The sequence below is a fragment of the Providencia sp. Me31A genome (assembly GCF_050487165.1).
Lineage (GTDB): Bacteria > Pseudomonadota > Gammaproteobacteria > Enterobacterales > Enterobacteriaceae > Providencia.
Window position 1 is genome coordinate 36,782 of record NZ_JBKQGZ010000020.1, and the last position, 24,776, is coordinate 61,557.

Annotated in this window: 22 protein-coding genes; 9 read left to right on the top strand and 13 right to left on the bottom strand. The window is 39.7% G+C overall.

Annotated features, from left to right (window positions below):
* Positions 1–185 precede the first annotated feature (185 nt).
* From ymcF to ACLPIE_RS16445, 3 genes are all read right to left on the bottom strand, one after another.
* Positions 186–350: a cold shock small protein YmcF gene (gene ymcF / locus ACLPIE_RS16435; RefSeq protein ID WP_430262793.1), complete on the bottom strand. Its 165-nt coding sequence runs from the start codon at positions 348–350 to the stop codon at positions 186–188.
* On the bottom strand, positions 334–546 hold the full coding sequence (cspE, locus tag ACLPIE_RS16440; RefSeq protein WP_430262794.1) for a transcription antiterminator/RNA stability regulator CspE: 213 nt from the start codon (positions 544–546) through the stop codon (positions 334–336). Before cspE ends, ymcF begins: the two co-directional genes overlap by 17 nt.
* A gap of 564 nt (positions 547–1,110) precedes the next feature.
* Positions 1,111–2,250, bottom strand: a complete 1,140-nt coding sequence (locus ACLPIE_RS16445) for a glycerate kinase (RefSeq protein ID WP_430262795.1) — start codon at positions 2,248–2,250, stop codon at positions 1,111–1,113.
* A gap of 752 nt (positions 2,251–3,002) precedes the next feature.
* Between ACLPIE_RS16445 and ACLPIE_RS16450 the strand changes: the two genes are divergently transcribed.
* The 3 genes from ACLPIE_RS16450 (at position 3,003) to ACLPIE_RS16460 (ending at position 7,322) form a co-directional block, all read left to right on the top strand.
* Positions 3,003–4,493 (top strand): allantoin transporter, encoded by a 1,491-nt coding sequence (locus tag ACLPIE_RS16450; RefSeq protein ID WP_430262796.1) that lies wholly within the window; start codon positions 3,003–3,005, stop codon positions 4,491–4,493.
* A 101-nt stretch (positions 4,494–4,594) separates the two neighbouring features.
* Positions 4,595–5,956: an allantoinase AllB gene (allB, locus tag ACLPIE_RS16455; RefSeq protein ID WP_430262797.1), complete on the top strand. Its 1,362-nt coding sequence runs from the start codon at positions 4,595–4,597 to the stop codon at positions 5,954–5,956.
* Positions 5,957–6,026: 70 nt separating this feature from the next.
* Positions 6,027–7,322, top strand: coding sequence for a uracil/xanthine transporter (locus ACLPIE_RS16460; RefSeq protein WP_430262798.1), 1,296 nt, complete (start codon positions 6,027–6,029; stop codon positions 7,320–7,322).
* A gap of 198 nt (positions 7,323–7,520) precedes the next feature.
* On the opposite strand, the gene glxR is transcribed toward ACLPIE_RS16460, so the two are convergent.
* The 5 genes from glxR to ACLPIE_RS16485 all read right to left on the bottom strand — a co-directional run bounded on the left by glxR (position 7,521) and on the right by ACLPIE_RS16485 (position 12,522).
* The gene (gene glxR, locus ACLPIE_RS16465) at positions 7,521–8,402 is read right to left on the bottom strand and encodes a 2-hydroxy-3-oxopropionate reductase (RefSeq protein ID WP_430262799.1); all 882 of its coding nucleotides are present in this window, start codon (positions 8,400–8,402) and stop codon (positions 7,521–7,523) included.
* A gap of 13 nt (positions 8,403–8,415) precedes the next feature.
* Positions 8,416–9,192, bottom strand: a complete 777-nt coding sequence (gene hyi, locus ACLPIE_RS16470; protein ID WP_430262800.1) for a hydroxypyruvate isomerase — start codon at positions 9,190–9,192, stop codon at positions 8,416–8,418.
* 12 nt (positions 9,193–9,204) lie between these two features.
* A complete protein-coding gene (gcl, locus tag ACLPIE_RS16475; RefSeq protein ID WP_430262801.1) occupies positions 9,205–10,986 on the bottom strand; it encodes a glyoxylate carboligase in 1,782 nt (593 codons plus the stop codon).
* A 177-nt stretch (positions 10,987–11,163) separates the two neighbouring features.
* Entirely contained in the window at positions 11,164–11,970 is an 807-nt protein-coding gene (locus tag ACLPIE_RS16480; RefSeq protein WP_430262802.1) for an IclR family transcriptional regulator domain-containing protein, read from the bottom strand.
* 66 nt (positions 11,971–12,036) lie between these two features.
* Positions 12,037–12,522 carry an ureidoglycolate lyase gene (locus ACLPIE_RS16485; RefSeq protein ID WP_430262803.1) on the bottom strand — a complete coding sequence of 162 codons (486 nt, stop codon included), beginning with the start codon at positions 12,520–12,522 and terminating at the stop codon, positions 12,037–12,039.
* Between the two features lie 324 nt (positions 12,523–12,846).
* Here ACLPIE_RS16485 and allS point away from each other — a divergent pair, with 324 nt between their 5' ends.
* Positions 12,847–13,773 (top strand): HTH-type transcriptional activator AllS, encoded by a 927-nt coding sequence (allS, locus tag ACLPIE_RS16490; protein WP_430262804.1) that lies wholly within the window; start codon positions 12,847–12,849, stop codon positions 13,771–13,773.
* 11 nt (positions 13,774–13,784) lie between these two features.
* Here the strand turns inward: allS and ACLPIE_RS16495 are convergent, their stop codons facing one another.
* Genes ACLPIE_RS16495 through fdrA form a run of 5 tightly spaced genes read right to left on the bottom strand, consistent with a single transcriptional unit; the run spans position 13,785 to position 19,374 of the window.
* On the bottom strand, positions 13,785–14,621 hold the full coding sequence (locus ACLPIE_RS16495) for an aldo/keto reductase (protein WP_430262805.1): 837 nt from the start codon (positions 14,619–14,621) through the stop codon (positions 13,785–13,787).
* 33 nt (positions 14,622–14,654) lie between these two features.
* Complete coding sequence (locus ACLPIE_RS16500) at positions 14,655–15,557, bottom strand: carbamate kinase (RefSeq protein WP_430262806.1); 903 nt, start codon at positions 15,555–15,557, stop codon at positions 14,655–14,657.
* 25 nt (positions 15,558–15,582) lie between these two features.
* Positions 15,583–16,395 (bottom strand): oxamate carbamoyltransferase subunit AllH family protein, encoded by an 813-nt coding sequence (locus ACLPIE_RS16505; RefSeq protein ID WP_430262807.1) that lies wholly within the window; start codon positions 16,393–16,395, stop codon positions 15,583–15,585.
* 32 nt (positions 16,396–16,427) lie between these two features.
* Positions 16,428–17,693, bottom strand: a complete 1,266-nt coding sequence (locus ACLPIE_RS16510) for a YlbE family protein (protein ID WP_430262808.1) — start codon at positions 17,691–17,693, stop codon at positions 16,428–16,430.
* Between the two features lie 10 nt (positions 17,694–17,703).
* Positions 17,704–19,374 (bottom strand): acyl-CoA synthetase FdrA, encoded by a 1,671-nt coding sequence (gene fdrA / locus ACLPIE_RS16515; protein ID WP_430262809.1) that lies wholly within the window; start codon positions 19,372–19,374, stop codon positions 17,704–17,706.
* A gap of 358 nt (positions 19,375–19,732) precedes the next feature.
* Between fdrA and allD the strand changes: the two genes are divergently transcribed.
* The 5 genes from allD (at position 19,733) to ACLPIE_RS16540 (ending at position 24,729) form a co-directional block, all read left to right on the top strand.
* Positions 19,733–20,779: an ureidoglycolate dehydrogenase gene (allD, locus tag ACLPIE_RS16520; protein ID WP_430262810.1), complete on the top strand. Its 1,047-nt coding sequence runs from the start codon at positions 19,733–19,735 to the stop codon at positions 20,777–20,779.
* 232 nt (positions 20,780–21,011) lie between these two features.
* Positions 21,012–22,244 (top strand): allantoate deiminase, encoded by a 1,233-nt coding sequence (allC, locus tag ACLPIE_RS16525; RefSeq protein WP_430262811.1) that lies wholly within the window; start codon positions 21,012–21,014, stop codon positions 22,242–22,244.
* A 58-nt stretch (positions 22,245–22,302) separates the two neighbouring features.
* Positions 22,303–23,088, top strand: coding sequence for a (S)-ureidoglycine aminohydrolase (gene allE, locus ACLPIE_RS16530; RefSeq protein ID WP_430262812.1), 786 nt, complete (start codon positions 22,303–22,305; stop codon positions 23,086–23,088).
* 146 nt (positions 23,089–23,234) lie between these two features.
* Positions 23,235–23,813: a 2-oxo-4-hydroxy-4-carboxy-5-ureidoimidazoline decarboxylase gene (gene uraD, locus ACLPIE_RS16535; RefSeq protein WP_430262813.1), complete on the top strand. Its 579-nt coding sequence runs from the start codon at positions 23,235–23,237 to the stop codon at positions 23,811–23,813.
* Positions 23,814–23,865: 52 nt separating this feature from the next.
* Positions 23,866–24,729 carry an aspartate/glutamate racemase family protein gene (locus ACLPIE_RS16540; protein ID WP_430262814.1) on the top strand — a complete coding sequence of 288 codons (864 nt, stop codon included), beginning with the start codon at positions 23,866–23,868 and terminating at the stop codon, positions 24,727–24,729.
* Positions 24,730–24,776: the final 47 nt, after the last annotated feature.

Genomic DNA, 24,776 nt, shown 5'->3' on the forward strand with positions numbered 1-24,776 from the left:
CCGAAAATATTTTCAGCAACAGCATTGTTCACACACTGTTTCTGATAGTGACAATATGATGGGTCAGCAATGATAATTTTAAAATCGCAGTGATATTTTGACATAAAAAACCCCCAGTCATTGGTTTTCCAATAGATGGGGGTTATTTCATAGCAAGGTTTAAGTAATTACCTAATTCTTCGCTATTAACATGCCTGTGTTTTCATCACACTTTTGCAAAAAATACATTTTGCACCATGTGGGTTGCTGGCCGATATATCAAACTGTGAAGTTCTATATTGGGAGCCACTACAACAAGGGCATTTAAAATATAGATAGACTTTTATGATGTCTTTAAAGTGCCACCACATTGCCAGCAGCAGGGCCTTTCATCCCATTTTCAATGGTAAATGACACTTGTTGTCCTTCCGTTAAAGATTTGAAGTTATCGCTCTGAATTGCAGAGAAATGAACAAACACATCTTTGCTACCGTCTGCCGGAGTGATAAAACCAAAACCTTTATCATCGTTGAACCATTTTACTGAACCAGTCATTGTATTAGACATAGAATTTCCTTTAATTTTTGTAATTGCCATAGGGCATAGATTAGGTTTGAGTTTTACTTTTACTTATGGGAATTAATTAGAAGGAATTCGCAATGAAGAGGTATCTTAGATAGCACTAAATGGTGAACAACTTTAAACTGACTAGCATAAATAGGCCTGTATTCCAAACCAACGCTGTAATTAGGCCACATAAATACTAAGATAGCAAACTTTATTTTTTCCCCATTTTAAACTAGACGTCCAACTGAAAGTAGTTTAGAGCCAATCCACAACAGAAGTTATTATGGGACAGCCGTCTCTTGATACATGAGAACGACTTTATAGATAATAGCGAGCTTAAATCACTCAGTGACTAAAATCTCATAACATCGACGTTATCGTTTACATGACAAGGTTACTACCGGCATATTTTCATCACTCTGCTCACTGAATCGCACATGATGTCATTCACGCTGGCACTACCTATTTTATCAATCAATTAACATAACGACCGTCATTTAATCTACCAGTATACACAAACTCACCACAGGCAATTGTGAGTTTGTGTTTCATCTCAATTAACCACTATAGCAACTTACCTAACTGTAAAACTTTTGCAACGTTATACGCTGCTTGTTGTAAGTTTTCAGCCCCCTGATCTAGCGCCTCCGCCAACGGACTTAACCTTGGTAGAATACTGAAAAAAGCATTAATACCTTCTTGATGTAAAGCTTCAACACCCTCACCCAATACGCCACTTAATGCAATAACAGGAACATTGTGTCTAGCTGCAACTTTGGCTATTCCTAGAGGCGCTTTGCCACCGGCTGTTTGCCCATCCATACTACCTTCTCCCACAATCACCAAGTCGGTATCATGGATTTCTCGCTCTAATTTCACCGCATCAATAACGATATCAATACCAGGTTTAAGCTGTGCGTTCATAAATGCAGCGGCAGCGACCGATATCCCACCAGCAGCGCCTCCACCAGATAAATGTCTAAAATCATGCCCCTTCACTCGTTGAATGACATCAGCAAAACGATTTAAGCCTTTTTCCAATTCCAATACCATCGATGAAGTCGCCCCTTTTTGTGGACCAAATATTGCAGCAGCGCCTCGTTTTCCAACTAAAGGATTATCGACATCACAAGCCACTTCTATCGTACAATGCTGCAATTGAGGAGACATATTTGTGGTGTCAATCGTTGCGATGTGATTTAAGATTTCACCGCCTAAACCAAGTTCATTTTGTTGGCTATCATAAAAAATGGCGCCTAGAGCTTGAAGCATACCAACGCCACCATCAACGGTCGCGCTTCCTCCAATTCCTAAAATGATTTTCTCCACCCCTTTTTCGAGGGCATCTTGAATTAACTGGCCTGTACCATAGCTTGTCGTATGCATTGGATTACGCTGCTCTGGGCTAATTAACATCAACCCACTGGCCTGTGCCATTTCAATGACGGCGGTTTTGCCCTTGTGTAATAAGCCATAGTAAGCACTCACTAGATCTCCCAATGGGCCTTTAACTTCAAGCGATACTCGTTCACCACCAACGGCTGCAATGAGTGCATCAACAGTTCCTTCCCCCCCATCTGCAATTGGTAAACAAAGATATTGGGCATCTGGAAATACACGTTTAAACCCTTTAGCAATAGCATTTGCTGCACATTCTGCACTCATACTTTCCTTGAAAGAGTCAGGGGCTATGATAATTTTCATATATGGCTACCTATAAAAATTTTAAGTAATCACTTAATAATATTGTTAATTTAGCAAAATATTATCGGTTATCAAAATACATCCACTTTGGCAATTTACCCATATTGCTTATAAATAAATTATCTTATTAGATTTAAGATAATTATATTTAGCACCCTGTCTTAAAAATTTTTTAGTGCTAAGTATAGCCATTATCTTCCTCTCGCCATTGTATCAAAAAAAACCAAATGATAAAGAATTATGTGGAAAATTTTTCCACATAATTTAACCATTAAATATCAGTATATTAACTGGCAATCAATGATAAACTAAAGCCAAAACATACCAGAAAAAATCAAAACCAATCAAAAATAGATTAAATTAACTTAAACAGAACAAATAACCTCAAAATAAACAACAAAAAAATGATAAATAAAAAATAAAAACAACCATAACTAATTGTTTATAAAAGGGATTTATCAATAATAGTGCTCTAGATCTATTTTTTGGAAAAATTTTTTAAATTTATATTGCATCTATCCATTAACGGTGGCTATATTGAACTCAAGAATTAATTCCTTTGTAGTTAATATAATTAAAAATTAAGCTAATGCTGATAACTATATATAAACAATTAGTTATTAAGTTGATGCGCATATAAAAAATAATATTATTTAAAAATTTAAAACAATATCTTTATTACTTTATTAAAAATTCGATTAGTTAAATCTCTCGTTTTCAAATTTAAATTATATGCGTGAAAGGACACATATATGAACAACTCAGAAGAAAAAGAGATTTATCGTGAACGTGGTTATACAGATGATTTATTACCTAAAACACCGGAGCAAAGAACATGGAAAACATTTAATTACTTTACACTATGGATGGGTTCTGTCCACAACGTTCCTAATTACTTAATGGTTGGCGGTTTTTTTATTCTAGGTCTTTCTACTTTGAATATTATGTTCGCCATCGTATTAAGTGCAATATGTATCGCTTTCGTTATGGTTATGAATGGTGCTGCGGGGTCTAAATATGGTATCCCATTCCCTATGCTACTTAGGGCATCTTATGGAATTAAAGGCTCACTCTTTCCTGGCGTGTTAAGAGGTTGTATTGCGGCTATTATGTGGTTTGGCTTGCAATGCTTCACTGGCTCATTAGCGTTATTAATATTAATTGGTAAAATTTGGCCTGAATTTTTAAATATTGGTAATGGTGAAACCTATATGGGTGTTACCATTCCTGCATTTATTGTTTTTATTATCTTCTGGATAATGAATGTGGCCATAGGACTAGGTGGAGGTAATGTATTAAATAAACTGACCGCCATTCTTAACCCGTGTATTTATATTTTATTTGGTGGCATGGCGATTTGGTCAGTTTCTTTAGTTGGCATTCAACCTATTTTGGATTATATCCCAAATGGTATTAGTGAAGCACCAAGTAAAGTATTCTTTTTCTTTATCGTTATTAATAGTGTTGTCGCTGTCTGGGCTGCACCAGCGGTAAATGCCTCTGATTTCACGCAATATTCAACCAGTTTTAAACAGCAAGCCATTGGGCAAACTGCCGGTTTATTAGTTGCTTATGTTCTCTTTGCCATTAGCAGTGTGTGTATTTTAGCTGGCGCCAGTATTCACTATGGCGTTGATACATGGAACGTACTCGATATTGTTCAGAAATGGGATAGCTTATATGCCTCACTATTTGCGGTAGTTGTTATTCTCATGGCGACAATTTCGACCAACGCCGCTGGTAATATTATTCCGGCAGGATATCAAATTGCTGCGCTATCCCCATCAAAACTCACTTACCGTCACGGTGTTATTATTGCCAGTATTATCAGTGTATTAATTATGCCTTGGAAATTAATTGAAAATCAGGACAGTATTTATACTTTCTTGGATATTATCGGCGGTATTCTCGGCCCAGTGATTGGCGTCATGTTATCGCATTATTTCATCGTCATGCGTACAAAAATTAATTTAGACGTTTTATACACCCGTACAGGCGATTATAAATTCTATGAGCATGGATTTAATGTTACCGCTTTCGTTGTCACTGTTATCGCTGTTATTTTCTCGCTTGGTGGGAAATTCATTCCTGTGTTAGAGCCTATATCACGCTTATCTTGGTTTGCTGGCGTCATATTAGCCTTTGTTCTCTATTCTTTATTCAAAAAAGACACCACTAAAGTGGTTGAAAAAAAAATAAAAGTCATGGCTGATTCAGATATTGGCGTAAAAACCCCTGTGTAATCTGAATTAAATGCCCTATTCAGCCCGTTTCAATATATTGAAAACACGCTGAACAGTAATGTTAATAAAATGAAATTATAATCTTATCTAAGGAATACCCTATGTCATACGATTTAATCATTAAAAACGGTACTGTTATTCTTGAAAATGAAGCAATTAAAACAGATGTCGCTGTAAAAAATGGCAAAATTGCCGCTATTGGTGCTGGCTTATCAGGTGCAAAAGAAGAAATCAACGCAGAAGGTCTAGTCGTCTCTCCTGGTATGGTTGACCCACATGCTCATATTTCTGAACCAGGCAGAACACATTGGGAAGGTTACCAAACAGGTACCCGATCCGCCGCGAAAGGTGGTATTACAACAATTGTAGAAATGCCATTAAATCAATTACCTGCAACAGTAGATCGTGAAAGTATTGAAATTAAATTTGATGCGGCTTCGGGTAAACTTTCCGTCGATGCCGCACAACTAGGTGGTCTTGTTTCTTATAACTTAGGCAAATTAAAAGAACTAGATGATGTCGGCGTTGTAGGTTACAAATGTTTTATAGCCACTTGCGGCGATAAAACTATTGATAATGATTTTAGTGAAGTAAATGACTTTCAGTTTTTAAGAGGTGCCGAAATTATTAGTGAGTTTGGCTCACCAGTATTAATTCATTGTGAAAATGCCGCCATCTGTGATGAGTTAGGGCGTGAAGCCGAAGCTGAGGGGCGTTTAACGGCTCACGATTATGTCGCTTCTCGTCCTGTATATACTGAAGTTGAGGCAATCCGCCGAGTGTTGTATCTAGCAAAAGTGGCTAATTGTCCCGTTCACATTTGCCATATCAGTAGCCCAGAAGGGGTCACTGAGGTAACAAAAGCACGTCAGGAAGGGCAAAGAGTAACCGCTGAATCTTGCCCTCATTATTTTGCGCTAACAACAGATGAGTTTGCCAAAATCGGCAATACCGCAAAATGTTCCCCGCCGATCCGTGATGGTGAAAATCAAAAAGGAATGTGGGAAAAACTATTTAATGGGGAAATTGATTGTCTTGGCTCAGACCACTCCCCTTGCCCGCCTGAAATGAAAGAAGGCCATGTATTCAAGTCTTGGGGGGGCATTGCAGGCATGCAAAACTGCGTCGATATTATGTATGACGAAGCGGTTCAGAAGCGTGGTATGAGCCTACCTTTATTCGCCAAAATCATGGCAACGAATGCAGCTAATATTTTTGGCTTAAAACATAAAGGTTCTATCACGGTGGGTAAAGACGCAGACTTTGTGCTCATCAAACCAAACTCAACCTATGAGCTGAAATCTCAAGATCTCGAATACCGCCATAAAATCAGTCCATATATTGGTCGCAAAATTGGTGCCCAAGTTGCGCGTACCATTTTACGTGGAGAAACTATCTACGATATTAAAACCGGTGTTCGTGAAACGCCTATCGGACAGTTTATCTTAAAACACCAACAGTAATATGATGTGAATAATACAGCACGCTCTTTATTGAGTGTGCTGTATTGTTATTTATAACAGGATGTCATTTATGTTTAGTTTGAACAAAGATAATGCGTTATCCGGCTTACAATGGTTCTTTTTTATTTTCTGTAATACTGTTGTCATTCCTCCCACATTACAATCTGCATTTCATCTGAGCAATACCACCACCCATACCATTACCCAGTATGCCTTTTTAGCCACATCATTAGCTTGCTTAATTCAAGCTATTTTCGGGCACAAACGATCTATCATGGAAGGCCCTGCAGGGCTTTGGTGGGGAACTATTTTATCTGTCGCATTTGCCGAATCTGCCCAAGGGACACCATTAGACGTTATTGGTGGAAGTTTTGCTGCCGGGATTGCAATTGCAGGGATCATAACTGTAATTATTGGTTTGAGTGGAGCAGGAAAATATTTGGCATTACTATTTTCACCTGGAGTTATGGCCGTGTTCATGCTGTTACTCGGTGCGAACTTAATTACTATTTTTCTAAAAGGCATGTTAGGTTTACCTTTTAGTGCCACAACAGAGATTGTACATATTAATTTTAGTACCTTTTTGCTGGCTTTATTTATTATGGTACTGATCATCGGAATTATTGTCTTACTCCCTCGCCATATTAATAAATATGCCGTACTGATTGGTTCAATACTAGGTTGGTTATTATTTGCAATTATCTTTCAAAGTGATTCAATCGGAACGAATGGCATTGAGTGGCAACTTTTTCCTCTCGGAAAAGTTGAATCTATTAATTATGGCATTGTCGCAACCTGTATTATTGCTTCATTATTAAATACCTCAAATACTTTTGGTGCGATTAAAGGAACCGATTTATTCCACCCAGATTCACCCGCGACCCCTGCTATGTATCGCCGAAGTTTTATTACCTCTGGAGCACTGACTTTTGCCTGTTCACCTCTCGGCATTGTCCCTTTCGCGCCATTTGTTTCTTCAATAGGTCTAATTACTCAAACCAACGATTTTAGTAAAAAACCCTTTATTATTGGTAGTTTACTATTTTTTATTATTAGTATAGTTCCGTTTTTTTCAGGGCTATTTTCTACCTTCCCTTTGGTTATCAGCAGTACTGTCATGATGGTTACCTACTTACCCTTACTTTGGTCCTCCTTGTTATTTATCCGTATTTTAAATTTAAACCCACGCAATATTTATCGCCTTGCTTTACCTATTTTCATTGGTATATTTTTGATGAGTGTTCCCCCTACTTATATGCAAGACATTCCATTAATGGTAAGACCTATCATTACTAATGGTTTATTAATGGGAATTATAATTTCTATTGTGCTTGAAAATATATTTAAGTGGGATACTGTAAAATAGGAAAGATAAATAAGTATTTTTTGCACAGGTAATATCTACTCATGGTATTACCTTTTTTATTCACTTAATGTTCACTTAGTACAATGCAAAAAAAAAGCCCCAGATACATGGGGCAAATAAACGACTAGTTAAACTATTGACTACTTAACTTACACTTAAAACATGAGGATCATTGCATTCAAACAACCAGTCTACGCATTAATCTCCTAATTTGTGGTTAGCCATGATTTCGATTGCTTTGATTAAGGCTGAGTGGTCATTATCTTGTCCACCATGTGCCGCACATAAGTTGAACAGCTCCTGACAGGTCGCCGTATTCGGTAAGCTCATCGATAAAGCCTTAGCGCCCTGCAAAGCAAGATTTAAGTCTTTTTGATGTAAAGAGATCCTAAAACCTGGGTCAAATGTACGTTTTACCATGCGCTCACCATGCACTTCAAGGATACGCGAAGATGCAAATCCTCCCATTAATGCTTCACGCACACGCGCAGGATCGGCCCCTGCTTTTGACGCAAAAACTAACGCTTCTGAAACGGCTTCAATGGTTAATGCAACAATAATTTGGTTAGCGACCTTACAGGTTTGCCCATCACCATTTCCGCCTACCAAACTGATATTTTTTCCCATTAATTCAAATAGTGGTTTTACTTTTGCAAAGGTTGCATCTTCACCGCCCACCATAATGCTCAGAGTGCCTTGCTTGGCGCCAACTTCGCCACCGGAAACGGGCGCATCTAAGTACTGACCACCTAATTCATTGACTTTTTTTGCGTATTCTTTAGTTTCAATTGGGGATATCGAACTCATATCCACAATAATTTTTCCTTTCAATGCCGCCGATGCACAGCCGTTTTCACCAAATAGTACCTCTCCAACATGCGGAGTGTCTGGTACCATGATAAAAATAATATCAGAATTTTCAGCCACTTCCTTCGCTGTTGAAAAAGCTTTTGCCCCTTCATTAGTAAGGTAAGCCGGAATTTTTCCACGGGTATTTACCGCCAACTGATGGCCACCTTTCAACAAGTTAGCGGCCATTGGGCCACCCATAATCCCTAAACCAATAAAGCCTAATTTCATAACATTCTCCTAATTATAAATACGGTTTCATCCAGCCTAAACCGGCTTCGGTTGTCGTTGCTGGTTTATATTCGCAGCCAATCCAACCTGTGTAGCCCATTTGTTCGAGCTGTTTAAATAGATAGGTATAATTAATTTCGCCAGTCCCTGGTTCATTGCGACCTGGGTTATCCGCTAATTGAATATGGCAAATGTGCTTTAATAAACGCTTCATTGTTGCAGTTAATTCACCTTCCATACGTTGCATATGATAAATATCGTATTGGAAGAAAATATTCGTGTGGTCAACACGTTTAATTAAATCTTCAACTTGTGCAGACTTATTGAGGTAGAACCCCGGTATATCATAGGTATTCACGGCTTCAACTAATAAACGAATGTTTTCCTTTTCTAACTGCTCGGCTGCATAACGAAGATTTGCAACGAGGGTTTCCATCGTTTTTTCTTCACTAAGGGATGGATCTTTTCGCCCTACTAAGCAATTAATTTGTTTACAATTCAAGACTTTTGCATATTCAATGGCTTTTTTGACGCCTTCTTGAAACTCTGCTTGTCTTTCAGGTAAACAAGCAATGCCTCTTTCGCCAGCATTCCAGTCACCTGCTGGAAGGTTAAAAAGAACTTGAGTCAGTTTATTTTCATCCAACGCTTGCTTGATTACTTGCGCTGAAAAATCATAAGGAAACATGTATTCCACGGCTTTGAAACCATTTTTAGCCGCCAATTTAAAGCGCTGCATAAACTCAGCTTCAGTAAATAGCATGGATAAGTTAGCTGCAAACTTAGTCATTTTCTCGCATCCTTATTGATATTGATAAAATGCGGTCGCGGTTGGCGCATCGGCTTCTGAAGTCGCTATCTCTTCAAATTCAGTGACATTATCCAACTCTGTTCCCATAGAAATATTCGTGACACGCTCCAGAATAATTTCCACAACAACAGGCACACTGAATTCTTTCATGAGTTTTTCAGCTTGTTTGAATGCAGGTGCAATATCTTCTGGTTTAAATACACGAATCGCTTTACACCCTAAACCTTCAACCACTTTGACGTGATCAACACCATATTCACCGATGGCTGCATTATTGATATTTTCAAAAGAAAGTTGGACACAATAGTCCATATCAAAGCCACGCTGTGATTGACGGATCAGTCCCAAGTAAGCGTTGTTCACTAAGACATGGATATAAGGCAATTTGAATTGAGCCCCAACCGCCAACTCTTCAATCATAAATTGGAAGTCATAGTCACCAGATACCGCAACAACTTTACGTTTAGGATCAGCGGCACATACCCCTAATGCAGCAGGTAAAGTCCAACCTAACGGGCCTGCTTGACCACAATTGATCCAGTGACGAGGTTTAAAGATATGCAACATTTGAGCTGCGGCAATTTGCGATAAGCCAATGGTTGTGACATAGCAAACATCGCGGCCAAATGCTTTGTTCATTTCCTCGTAAACACGCTGAGGTTTTACCGGCACATTATCAAAGTGCGTTTTACGTAACAGCGTGCGTTTACGCTCTTGGCACTCATTCACCCATTTGCTGTAATCAGGTAAAGAACCCGCTTGTTTACGTGCTTTTGCACGCTCAACCAGTAGTGCTAAAGCCGCTTTAGCATCAGATACAATCCCTAGATCCGGGCAGAAAATACGGCCAATTTGTGTAGGCTCGATATCGATATGCACCGTTTTACGGTCGCCGACATATTTTTCGATAGTACCGGTATGGCGATTAGCCCAACGGTTACCAACCCCCAATAAGAAATCTGATTCTAATAAAGTCGCATTTCCATAACGGTGTGCGGTTTGTAAACCTACCATACCCGCCATCAATTTATGGTCATCAGGGATACTTCCCCAGCCCATTAACGTTGGAATGACCGGCACATTACAGATTTCAGCTAATTCTTGCAGTTTATCCGACGCATCTGCATTGATAACGCCACCACCAGAGATAATCAGTGGTTTTTTCGACGCAAATAGCATATCGAGTGCTTTATCAACTTGAGCGACTGTCGCCGCTGGTTTGTATGTTGGCAGTGGCTCGTAAGTTTCTGGATCAAACTCAATTTCAGCGACTTGCACATCAAAAGGTAAATCAATTAATACCGGCCCCGGACGGCCTGAACGCATTAAATGGAAAGCTTGCTGCAGCACTCGAGGAACCAACGCAGGCTCTAACACCGTTGTTGCCATTTTTGTAACGGGTTTTGCGATAGACTCGATATCCACCGCTTGGAAATCTTCTTTATGTAATTTCGCTCTTGGGGCTTGGCCTGTAATGCACAAAATAGGAATTGAGTCAGCGGAAGCGGAATATAATGCCGTGATCATATCGGTTCCAGCAGGGCCTGATGTACCCAGACACATCCCAATGTTGCCCGGATTTGTTCTCGTATATCCCTCTGCCATGTGTGAAGCGCCTTCTACGTGGCGAGCCAGATAATGCTTGATCCCACCATGCTTACGCATCGCACTATAGAATGGATTGATCGCGGCTCCGGGAACACCAAATGCCGTTGTGATCCCTTCTTTTTCCAGTACATACATTGCAGCATCAACTGCGCGCATCTTAGCCATAACAACTCCTATTTGGAAAATTTTTCCAACTTGATTTTTTGTCTAAAAAAACCGTTTTTTAAAACGGATTATCTATGTATTCTGTACTTGTTGGTAAATTAGCTCATTGATTATCAGCTAATAACCTGTTAACGCTTAGTTTTTCAGCGGATGGTGACACCCGCTGGTGTCTTGTCTTTATTGGCGCTCACCTAATGCAGCGCTGATATCCGCAGCAACGTCTCGAACCAGTTCCCCCAGTTCAGTAAAACGTTCTTCAGTTACTCTTGAGCTAGGTCCCGAAATAGATATTGCTGCTATCACTGAATTATTACGATCAAATATAGGTGCCGCTAAACAATTAAGACCCAGTGCGTGCTCTTCATTATCAATGACATAGCCTAGTTCTTGGTAGTGCTCTAACGCCTTTCTTAACACATTAATACTGGTTATGGTTTTAGGGGTAAATTCCTGTAAACCGGAACGTGTCACAAGCTCTAACATTTCTTCTTCATCAAGTGGGAACAACAACGCTTTTCCTGCACCTGATGCGTGTAATGGTAAGCGACTACCTAAAGGTGCACACATTCTAACTAAGGCATGACATTCACATTGGCGGATCAAAACCGCATCTAAATTATTACGGATAGCAAGGTTTGCCGTTTCCCCTGATAGCAACATGAGTCTGCGCATAAATGGCCCTGCCACTGACACAACGTCTCTATCATTCATATACGTAGCCCCAACCGTAAATGATTGTAGGCCGATATGCCACCAGCCAAGCTGCGGGTCTTGAAAAATAAATTCTGATTGCTCAAGGACTTTCAGTAAACGAAATGTCGTTGATAAAGGCAAACCTAACTGCTCGGATAAAACGGAGACTGATGAGCTACCACCTGAATTGGCCAGAAATTGAAGAATATCCAGCCCACGTTCAAGTGCCTGCGCACCTTTTGGCGAACTTTTATCTGTCTGTGGTCTTCCTTTTGTGCGTGGTTCAGTCATTTATTTTTACCTTTTATGGTTGCTATCGGCAGAAAGGCGTAATATTGCCTAAGCCCAATAGAGTAGTTAAGGAAAAACTATTTGACAAGGCTCAGGGAGATCCTTAACAACACAATTGTCTGCGCCGCCTCTATCTACCGTTAAAAAATCCGTTTGTGATTGAAATGCATAAATAGGATGATGCCATACATCACGATGATAATTTACCCCCTGCTTCCCATTGGTAATAAATGCTCGCAAGGTACTAACAGGGATATCATCCCCTGGTTCTGCAACAACGACGATAAAGCGCTCACCATTCATTGGGATAAAAGCCTGACTGGAAAGCGGATGCTTCTCTAAAAGCTTAACATTCATTGGCATATCAATAGGTTCTGAACGACTGATACTCATTAAAACTGGGTTTTCATCCGTAATTTCTGCTTTACCTAAAGCATGATAACGCTCAGTCGTACCATCATTGATATGAAAAAATTCAGATCCTTCAACTTGGATGACGTCTCCATAGGGGGCAAACGCTTCCGGTGTTAGATCAGATAGAACAAGTTTCATTGTTTTCTCCTAGCACACTAAAAATTTTAAGCCACTATTTTGTACAACCACCTATATGACAAAATCAGTTTATCAGGTTGTATTGTATTTAACACCATTTTTTGGAAAATTTTTCCAACAAAAAACACAGATCACAATTTTCCATTTTTTACTGAATATAATCCTTTAATATTCAGTAAGATAATACTTACTAACAATTATGCAGAATTTATGCTTATTGCTTTCTATTATGATGAAACCTACTTAGTGAGTGACGTAAAACAATATGTAGATCTAAAAAATATTATAAATTGATTTTTCCTTTAGCTTTAGGGAGATGCAAACATGTTAGATCAAGAAACAATGACAACTTTTATCACCGTTGCACAGTGCCAGAGCTTTTCTCAAGCCGCAAAACAACTCTATAAAAGCACCGCAACAATCAGCTATCGGATAAAAATCTTAGAAGAATATGTTGGAGTGCAACTTTTTACTCGTACGACACGAACCGTTAACCTGACCTCGGCGGGGGAATATCTCCTTGAACATTGTCGTGAATGGCATAATTGGTTAAGTAATATGCCAAATCAGTTACGACTGATTAATGACGGTGTCGAACAAGAAATCACAATTGCAATTAATAACTTGCTCTATGAACCGGATGCCGTCGCTGGCCTACTCCAACACCTTACTGAACGCTTTCCTTTCACTCGTATTAATATCACTCGTCAAGTGTATATGGGAGTATGGGACGCCCTACTAAGTAACAAATGTGACATTGCTATCGGTGTTCCAGGATCTGAATCATTGGACAGCGATGTCAACACGTTACTTTTAGGTAAGATAGATTGGGTGTTTGCTGTTGCCAATCACCATCCACTCGCTTCTATTGACGGTATTATTGGCGATGAACTACTACGCGGTTACCCAACCATCAATGTAGAAGATACTTCACAAGTTTTATCCAAACGCACGGCCTGGTTATTATCGGGTCAAAGGGAAATCAAAGTGCCTGATATGAAAACCAAAGTACTCTGTCACCTTAAAGGAACCGGAATTGGCTTTTTGCCTGCCTCTATTTGTAAACCCTATATTCAAGCCAAGCAACTTATTGAAAAATCAATTAAAAGACCAAGAAGGCCATCTCCATTATCCTTAGCTTGGAATAGTAACCAACAGGGAGAAGTATTAAAAACGGTCGTTAAGCTGTTCAAATTACGAGATCCCATCATTCAAAGTTTGCTGAGCCCAATTGACCCAGCAACTAAGTAAATTTGAACTCACTATAAAACATCCAGATATTGCTTATGCGTTGGGGGTGGAAAACTTTCATCTAATAAAGCAATATCGTCTTCATCTAACACCAACTGGCAAGCTTGCGCATTTTGCAACATGTGCGCCTTGCTACCTGACTCAGGAATAGCAACCACTCCATCACCACGGATCACCCACGCTAACGCTACCGTTGCAGGTACAACTTGATATTTTTGTGCGATAATCTTCAAGGTTGAGTGTTGTAATAATTGATTACCGCTTCCGAGTGGTGAATAAGCCATTAACGGCATTTTTTTGTGTCGACACCAGTTCAGCAATGAATAATCAATACCGCGACTACCAAGGTTGTATAACACCTGATTAGTGGCACAATAACGCCCACCTGCGATATTGTCATATATCTCTTGTAGTTCATTGATATCAAAGTTAGATATTCCCCAATAACGAATTTTCCCTGCGGTTTGCAATTGTTCGAAACCCTTGATGGTCTCTTCAAAAGGAATATCGCCAGCCCAATGCAATAAGTACAGGTCAAGCCTATCCGTGTTTAATCGGCGCAAGGATGCCTCACAAGAGTTAACTAACGCTTTACCCCCCGCATTGAAAGGATAAACTTTTGATACTAAAAACGTTTCATCTCGTCGTCCTGCGATTGCTTTACCAATTAATTGTTCAGAAGCCCCATTTCCATACATTTCTGCGCTATCAATTAATTTTAAACCGACATCAAGGCCAGCCTGTATGGCCTCAATTTCTTCTTTTGCACTTTTACGCTGCTGCCCTAAGTTCCAGCTACCCATGCCAATAGCGGGTAAAATATCGTGGCCAAATGAAACGCTTTTCATTACTGATCCTTTGATTATCAACACAATTAATTACTACGGCATAATTTTCGTTCCTGCCTCTCCTTTCAAAATAGCATCTATCTGCTTTAATGCACCAATATAGGCAGGTTTACCAGAGCGTTGCACAAAGCGACTAACCGCCATCAATTTCGGCCCCATAGAACCATCATCAATCGCCATAGGGGCAATCTCAGCTACCGTTGCGTTTCTAATCACGCTTTGCTCTGGTGTTCCCCAATTCCGATATACGGCATCGGCATCCGTTAAAATAATGAGGTGGTCACACTCAAGCACTTCCGCTAATAAAGCGGAAGATAAATCTTTATCAATAACTGCTTCGCTACCACAAAAACCATTATCTTGCACAATAACAGGGACGCCACCGCCGCCATTACAGATGACAATATGATTTTGATCTAACAAGCATTTTATAGCATCAATCTCAAGGATACTTTTCGGCTCTGGCGATGGCACCACTCGACGATAATATTTGCCATCGGCTTTGATTGTCCAGCCTAGCTTAGATTCTAGCTCCTCTTTTTCTTGCTTATCATAGACAGGACCAATATATTTAGTTGGGTTTTGATAGGCAGGGTCATTACCATCGACTTCAACACGAGTTAGCAATGTAGTGACCGGCTGTTTAGGGTGTTTGCGCCCCAATTCTTGCATCAACATATAACCAATCATTCCCTGACTTTCGGCCACTAAAATATCCAAAGGATAAGCAGGAACCTCGGTATAGGCTAAATTCTGCAACGCCAATAACCCGACTTGTGGTCCATTGCCATGTACAATCACCACTCGATACGTCTGCGCCAGTTGCCCCAAAGTGCCCGCTATCGATGCGATAGCTTGATATTGGTTTTCAGCGCAAAGCACTTCTCCACGCTGCAATAATGCATTGCCACCTAAGGCGATAACAATAGTTTCCATATTTGTCCTCGTTTATTCGCGAACGTTAACCCATTTCATCCATTCCCGCTAACCACACACCAATTAATGTATCCGCACCAGAAAAATGACCGACCTGAAGCAATAATCGAACCGCTTGTGATAATTTCATCGGCTGTACTAACGCCGTTGCTAACGTTTGTAATGGAGTAGAAAAGATGCCTTCGGAAGCGAAACGTAAATAGTTCACACTAATCAGAGTCGTTAATGACTCCAATGGGGGCGTTCCTTGAAAGAAATTAGGGAGCTTGTCTTGATTAATTTTCTGATTAAGAAAAGTCACTAACAGCATACCTATTAAAATATCATCGAAGCTCGGGGTTAACCCAGGCCCTTTGCCGATTAAGGATTGCCAATCAATGGTATCCCCTTGTAGATATCGCTGATAATTCGCTTTAAGTGTTTTTAATTCACGACACAACACACCATTCATAACCTCAGACAAACTACCATGCAGACCACTTTTTGCTTTTGACTGCCTTAATATGTCCCACAGAGCAACCATGCTTCCTTCCGGTATGGTTTGTGGCATTAATTTCAATGACAAGCGTTCTTTAGGCGCTTCAAGTTGCCAATGAGGGCTAACCAATCGGTCTTTTTGATATTCAATTCGCTCACTGTGGTCATCAAAAATCGCTTGAAAATCAATTTCAGAAACCATCCATCCCATCGGACTCAACCCACGACCATAGCGATGTAATGTCAATAATTCACCTGAAGGAGTGACAAAATTAAGTGCATGATTAAAGCGCCCAACGCAATTCAACATTCCTGTTTCTCTAGGCAAGTGAGCGCTAACAGACAGTGCTTTCATGATCATTTTTAAGCTCCTTCAGTATGAAAACTAGCGATTTATTCACTGATGCCCATTTTTTCAGCGAGTGCAATAATCGCTTTTTCGAAGCAGGCCAGTGGCGCTCTTACCGTACCCGCACCAATTTGACCAATCCCCGCATCTTTATGCGCTATTCCTGTGTTAATAAGCGGTGTTATACCTGTTTCAACAACTCGACGCGCATCCAATCCGATACAAGCGCCTTGGAAATCCCAAGTCGGAATTTGCAGCATCATGTTGTGCTCTAAGTAAATTTCCGTCATTTCTTCTGACACTTCTAATGCAGCACTCATGCCACCACCTGCACCAACAAAACGCGTCACACCCGGTGCGGCTACCATCGCTGCCCCACCAATACCGAATGCTTCGGTAATTGCACTATCCCCAATATCTGGGTTAGCATCTGCTTGGCTGTAACCTGAGAAAAAGAGACCTTCTGGTGTGTTAACCGGTGCTGTAAACCACTGATCACCCATTCCACTGATTTTCACGCCAAAGTTTTTACCATTACGTGTTAATACTGTAACAATGGTTCCATGTTGAATTTCTGCGCCCGCATCCATAGCTGATTTACAATAGGCCATTGCAAGATTGAGGAAAAATTGGTCTGTAATACTTAAAAATTGCATCACTTGCTGTAGCTCAGTTTTCTCGATATCCAGTGAGCTCATGATTGGCGCTAATTGCCTCAATAACAATGCTGACGTTGCAATGTTACGTTGATGAAATTCATCACCCATAGTGATGCCTTGAGCCATTACCGCTGTTAAATCAATACCATTTTCTAGTGTTTGTAAGGTTTTTTTCAGTACAGGTGCTAATGAATCACGCATCCAACGATGACGTGCTTGCACATCTTCCCCATAAGCCCCAAAACGCATGACTTTACCAATACCTTCATTCATGTTGCAGTAAGCAAAGTTGCCATGCGTCATATTCTTAACAACTAACATTGGCATATTGGCGGAAGTAATTCCCCCCATAGGCCCTACCGCTTTGACGCTATGGCAAGGAATAAATTCAATTTCACCATTATTCAATAAGTTAAGTGCTTGCTCTTCATTATCTGCCCATTTTTCAAATAGGCAGGCTCCAATACAAGCACCACGCACAGGCCCACTCATTTCATTCCAAGTAATAGGAGGCCCTGCATGCAGCAGTTTTTTACCTTGTTGTAAAGTTGGAACGAGATCTTTTGCAGGTTCAACACTTTGCCAAAAAGGACGAGCGGCACGAATACGTTCAATTACTGCGGTATTTGCTTCTTCAATCGTTGAGTACATATCCAAACCCTTATTTCAATTTTTTCAGAATATTAGCTAATTTTTTATTACCACCAGCAACTGGAGCCCACTGGTAGTGAATAACTGGAATATCATTGGCTTGTAAGTCATCCGCAAAACTACGTATACCGGCGTTAATAACAGAAACACTTTGTAAGATGTCTTGCTCTATTTGTGGAAATGCAATCACAGGCGGGGAGATAATATTGCATGCAAGCGTAACGGCTTCTGGTAGTGAATTCATAACAGCAATGCCTGCATCTTCTAAATAGGCAATTTGTTCAGAGCGTACTTGTGGGTCTTGTTCCGTCCCTGTCACTGTTGCAATAACCGCAATCGGTGAATGACTTGGACGTTGTTTTCTTAATGCATTGATTTCTTTGGCGAGTGTTTGCGCTGAATCCATTTGAGCGCCGTAACCAATAACAACATCCAGTAATAACACCCCCACATCATTTTTCTGAGCAAGATCTGCAATTTGCTGGTTACGAGTGGAAGGATCTATCATAGGATGAGGTTTACCTTGAGTATAAAAATCATCACCTAAGTCAATGATCTTATGGCCACCTTGGTTAAGCATCATTCCTTGATCATGGGTAGCGTCTGTTTGTAATCCTAATTTTTCTGCCAATAGCATTGCGCACTCAGCCGCTAGCGTCCCCCCTGCATACAAACCTGAAATGGCCTTACCTTTTGCTTGTGGCTGGAGCGCTGCGGCTTTTTCAACACAACCAAGCATTGCTGCAACACGCGCAGTTTCATCCAATGTTTCAGTAAAGTATAAATTTCCGTCCTGTTTTATTTCGGGTTTTGTACCAAGAAATAATGCAACAACGGGCTTTCCTTGGGCTTTCAGCTTATCAATAACTTTATGACGGATTTCTTTGGCTGGCGGTTTAGAAACAAAAGCAATAACATTGCTTTGTGGATCTGCAGCTAACAATTCAATGGCAGTCATTGCACTGACACCACCAATCTCAGCGGTTAAATCACGGCCACCTAATCCAATCGCATTTGTAATACCTTGCCCCGCAAGCGTGATTTGAGAGATAAGCTCTTGAATACCTGTTCCCGAGGCACCAATAATGCCAATGTTTCCTTTTGGCGCTACGTTGGAAAAAGCCAGTGGTGCCCCCGCTAAATAAGCTGTACCACAGTCAGGTCCCATTACTATCAAGCCACGCTCGCTCGCTTTAAGCTTTAACCTACGCTCATCCGCTTGTGACACATTATCGGAGAACATCATGACGTTACAGCCATCATCTAGCGCTTGATCGGCCAGCTCTGCGGCAAACTCCCCCGCTATGGAAACTAATACAACATTTGCATTAGGAAGTTTATTTTTCGCCATTCTCCAACTACGCACACGTTGCAGCTTTTTCCCTGTCTGCTGCTGTCCTTGAGCTAATGCTTTGAGTGATTCATCCAGCGCTTGTGCAATTTCATCAACAATAGCGGTATCGGCAGACTCGGTTTTAATCGCAACACAAATATCATTGGGTGTTGCATCATCAAAGGATGGATGCCAAAATCCGGTCGCATCAAGTAACGACTTATTCGCAGGTGTTCCCATCATGACGGATATTTCTGAAACATTTGGAGATTCACTTAGTTTTCGCGATATCAGCATTAAGCTCACTGAATCTTGGAAGCTCCCTTTTTTTATGAAAGCATGGATCATAGTGACATCCTTTAAACAGCTTTTATTAATTGAAGTTTTATTTACTCAATAAATGAGATGAAAAAATAAATAGGCATTTATTGAAAAATAAAATTACAAATAAGCCTTATAAATAAGTTGAGAATGCTCACACTTTATATATTGTTAGAAATTCCTTTAAAATAAGCTTGGTATTAAAAGAAAAAACGTCAAACTTAAAACTATTAGATTCGTTCTAATAATTAAGAGGCTATTTGCATAAATTTTTATAAAATCGAATAAAAATAATCTAGATCACATTTATAGATAATTTAGTTGTTACATTGGTATCAGCAAAGAGTTTTATTAAACTTCAAAAACACTAAAGGGTTATTTATGTATGAAAGTTTCTAAAGAAAAACTCCATCAGCTCATCGCTAATAAAATCCACGCGGCAGGATTATCTAAAGATCATGCTGATATCGTTTCTGATGTTCTTGTCCATGCCGATGCAAAGGGGATTCACTCTCACGGCGCGGTACGTGTCGAATATTATGCAGAACGCATTTCTAAAGGTGGCACAAATAACTCACCTAATTTTACTTTTGAAAAAACAGGCCCTTGTAGTGCTGTCTTTGATGGTGATAACGGTGCGGGTCATGTCGCCGCCAAACTGAGTATGGATGAAGCCATTAAAATGGCAGAAGAAAATGGGATTGCAGTCGTAGGTGTGCGTCGCATTGGCCACAGCGGCTCATTATCTTATTTTGTTCAACAAGCTTCTAATGCAGGCATGATAGGTATTTCTGTCTGCCAATCAGACCCAATGGTTGTGCCTTATGGTGGAGCTGAGACCTATTATGGCACTAACCCTATCGCATTCTCTGCCCCAGGTGAAAAGGATAATATCACATTTGATATGGCAACAACCGTACAAGCATGGGGCAAAGTTTTAGATGCACGTTCAAAAAATGCAAAAATTCCTGATACTTGGGCTGTCGATAAAGACGGTAATCCAACAACAGATCCATTTGCAGTAACAGCTTTAGTCCCAATTGCTGGCCCTAAAGGTTACGGTTTGATGATGATGGTCGATATTCTCTCGGGTGTGTTACTGGGATTACCATTTGGTAAGCATGTTAGCTCCATGTACCACGATTTAACGCAAGGCAGAGAGCTTGGCCAATTACATATTGTTATCAACCCTGCTTATTTTACTGACCCTGTTATGTTTCGCAAACATATCACTCAAGTCATGAATGAACTAAATGCCGTTAAACCTGCTCCAGGCTTCGATAGAGTTCAGTTTCCTGGACAAAATAGTTTAGCAAGAGAAAAACAAAGCGAAGCAAATGGCATCGATATTGTCGATGATATTTACGATTATTTGGTTTCTGATGATATCTACCAAAAATCCTATGACAATAAATCGCCATTTGCTAGCTAAATAAATACGGAAATACGATGATTAATCGGATCTCCTGCCAATATTTATTGCAACGTTCTTCCCCTAGTCACTCAATAAATAAGTGACTAGTGGCACTTTGCCAAATATAACAAGACACAGTAGAGCCATTAATTATTTTCTTTTGCCTATGAAAAAATATCGCGCTGTAGTGACAATACAAACTATTTTGTTACTACGGCACACTGTATGAAAATCACTAGGTGGTATAGATATGAAGGACTTTACAACAGAAGTTAAAGAAACTTCAAATTGGCTGTCTCAACACGGTGCTGTAGAAAATAATGGCATGACACGCCTACTTTATACCCAAGAATGGGTTAATGCGCAAAAAGCGTTAAAAAGTGCATTTGAGCGTTCAGGGCTATATGCCTATTATGATGATATTGGTAATCTATTTGGTCAACTCAAAGGGAGTAAATTTCCAGAGCAAGTGATTTTATCAGGCTCACATATAGATACCGTTGTAAATGGCGGAAATCTAGATGGACAATTTGGAATTGAAGCGGCTTATATCGCATTAGACTATCTGCATAAAACTTATGGTCAGCCGCTAAGAACATTAGAAGTTGTTTCCTTGGCAGAGGAAGAAGGTAGCCGCTTCCCTTACGTGTATTGGGGCAGTAAGAACATTGTTGGTATCGCTAAACAAGAAGATGTCGAACAGATTTCAGATGCTAATGGGATCAATTTTGTCGACGCGATGTCGCAAGCCGGCTTTAAATTCCGTCCCTCAACCCAAAAGCCTCGCAGTGATATTAAAACCTTTGTTGAATTACATATTGAACAAGGTAACGTGCTTGAACGTGAGCATATTACCATTGGCGTTGTGAACAGCATCGTCGGTCAACGTCGCTACAGTATCACCTTAAAAGGTGAAGCCAATCATGCAGGCACAACACCAATGGGGTATCGCAAAGATACCCTATGTGCATTTAGTCGAATTTGTTATGAATCCACAGAAAAAGCCAAACAGTATGGTGACCCATTAGTGCTCACATTTGGTCGAGTAGTTCCCCACCCAAATACAGTGAATGTGGTTCCAGGTCAAACGGACTTTACCATTGATTGTCGCCATACCGATAAAGCTACACTTGTCGAATTTACCACAATGATAGAGAGCGACATTCAACGAATTTGTGTTGAAATGGGTATTGAAGTAAAAATCGATCTCTGGATGGATGAGAAACCCATTCCAATGGATGGGCAGCTTGTTACTCTCGTAAAAGAGATTTGTGAAAAAAATCAATATAGTTATAAAGTAATGCATAGTGGTGCTGGCCACGACTCACAAATATTTGCCCCTATTGTTCCAACCGTCATGATGTTCGTTCCCAGTATTAAAGGGATCAGCCATAATCCTGCAGAAGCCACTAAATTAAGCGACCTTGCTGAAGGTGTGAAACTACTGACGGAAGTTTTATATAAATTGGCCTATATGGAATAGATTTCCTGCAATATATGACCAAAACAACAAATAATGAAATTACTTAGGAGAGTATTAAATGGGTTATTTAGATAATCAAATTGGCTACCCAAATGATATTTTGGCATCACGTGCAATTATCAAAAAGGATAATTATGCCATCATCCCACCTAACGGGGTTGTTTGTAATATCATTCCTGGTTTTACTGACTGTAATATGACAATTTTATCCACACCAAAATTAGGTGCGAGCTTTGTTGATTACGTAGGGACCTTATTCAATGAAGGTGGAAATTTAGCTGGCTTTGGTGGTGGTAAAATTGAATGTATCATTTATGTCATTGAAGGTGAGCTCATCACTTTTGCTGATAAAGATGAACATAAATTAACTCAAGGTGGTTACTTATATTGCCCTGCTGGTGTCACAATGCGCTTTAAAAATAACAATAAGGGGAATCCTTCAAAAATATTCTTGTACAAACGTGTTTATGAACCAACAGAAGGCCATAAAGCACACGTCGTTTGTGGTAACGTGAATAAACTTCCTAAAATTGATTATGAAGGAATGCACAACGTTCATTTACAAGACTTATTACCTAAAGATCTAGGTTTTGATATGAATATCCATATCCTCACTTTCCAACCTGGCGCGAGCCACGGTTATATTGAAACCCATTATCAAGAACATGGCGCATTAATATTATCAGGTAAAGGTATGTACAACCTCGATAACGATTGGGTTCCAGTCAAAAAAGGCGACTATATTTTTATGGCATCATATGCACTACAAGCAGGTTATGCTGTTGGTGACGAAGAATTTAGCTATATTTATTCTAAAGATTGTAATCGTGATATTGAGCTATAATCTAAAATAATTATTTTACAATTCACTATCTATATTCTAAGTAACATGAATTGTAATCACGTTAAATCCCTCTGCAAAAAAGGCATTACTTATTAATGCCTTTTCTTTCATCAAAATTCATTTAGCCATGATATAAAGGAATAAACATGAGGTTAATTAAATATACGCTAATTTTTTTATCTTTATTATTTTCTGTAAACTATGCAACGGCAAACCCAATTTATAATATTGATGAAATAAATAAAATGAGTGCTGAAAATTACGAAAAAGCATTCTCAAATATTTTTGAAGATACAACATGGCCCATTGTCGAGAGCGCTGCTAAACGCCCTTTTTCTGGGTTTGTTAATATGTATATGAATATTATTGATGTCGTTGAAAAATCAAGTGAAGAAAAACAATTAGAGCTAATTAAGTCCCATCCCCAATTGGCGTGCAAAAATTTACGCAATGATAACGCTGCAGCATTATCACAAGGAGAACAATCAGGTGCGGGACTTAATGAATGTACAGATAAAGAGGCCAAAGAACTGGCAAAGTTAAATAAAGAATACAATGAAAAATTTGGTTTTCCTTTTTTATTAGCAGTAAAAAAAGCAACTAAACAACAGATTTTCTCGGCACTTAAAACTAGAATCAATAATACTAGAGATCAAGAGTTTAAAATTGCCTTACAGCAAGAATATAAAATTGTTCTATTTCGCTTATTAGATACCGTTCAATAATCACTGCTATATACAATAACCACTGCTATATAGTTAATAAGGATAGCTGAAAATGAATAATAGCCGTAGAAATTTTATACTAGGTGCATCGGCCTTAGCCACCGCTGCGGTCACTCAAAAAGCCATAGCATCTAGCGACACACCGACCAATAATACAATGAAAAAAATCCGCTTACTTGTGCTTAATCCAAATACTTCTGACAAATTTACTCAACTCATCGTCTCTGAAACGCGCAAAGCCGCAGGAGATAATGTCGAGGTTGTAGGGCTAACATCCCATTTTGGGCCTGACTATATTGGTAGTGAAGTTGCTATTGGTATTGCCATGCACTCACTCATTGATATGATGGCGAAACAACTTAAAAAAGATGCCCAATTTGATGCTGCTATTATTGCCGGCTTCGGCTGTGGCGAAGCCGCTATCTTACAAGAAATGACGCCTTTCCCCGTCATCGGATTACTCGAAGCCTCTCTTTCTACTGCCTTATTATTTGGGCGTAAATTCTCCATTCTATCGGGTGGCGAAAAATGGAAACCTATCTTAGAAAAACAAGTTGAAAATTTTGGTTTAGCAAACCGGTTAGCTTCCGTCAGAACAGTGTCAATGACAGGAGCAGAAATTGTTGAAAACCCAGATAAAGCTTATGACATGATAGTGAAGCTCAGCGAAACTTGCGCGCAAAAAGACGGAGCATCCTGTGTCATTTTGGGCGGCGCTGCGCTCGCAGGCTTCCCTGCAATCATTCATGACCGTGTAAGTATCCCACTGATTGATAATCTAGCAGTAACCATTTCGACGGCGCTCACTCTCGCAAAATATGTTCCCCAACCAAACCGCCAGCAGCAAACTCCATCACCTAAGATGGGTAGCCAAAATTTATCACCTGAGTTAGCTGACTTTTTAATGAATAAATAATTAGGTGAAAATTAAATGAATCGCCAATCACATACACTTGTATGTGA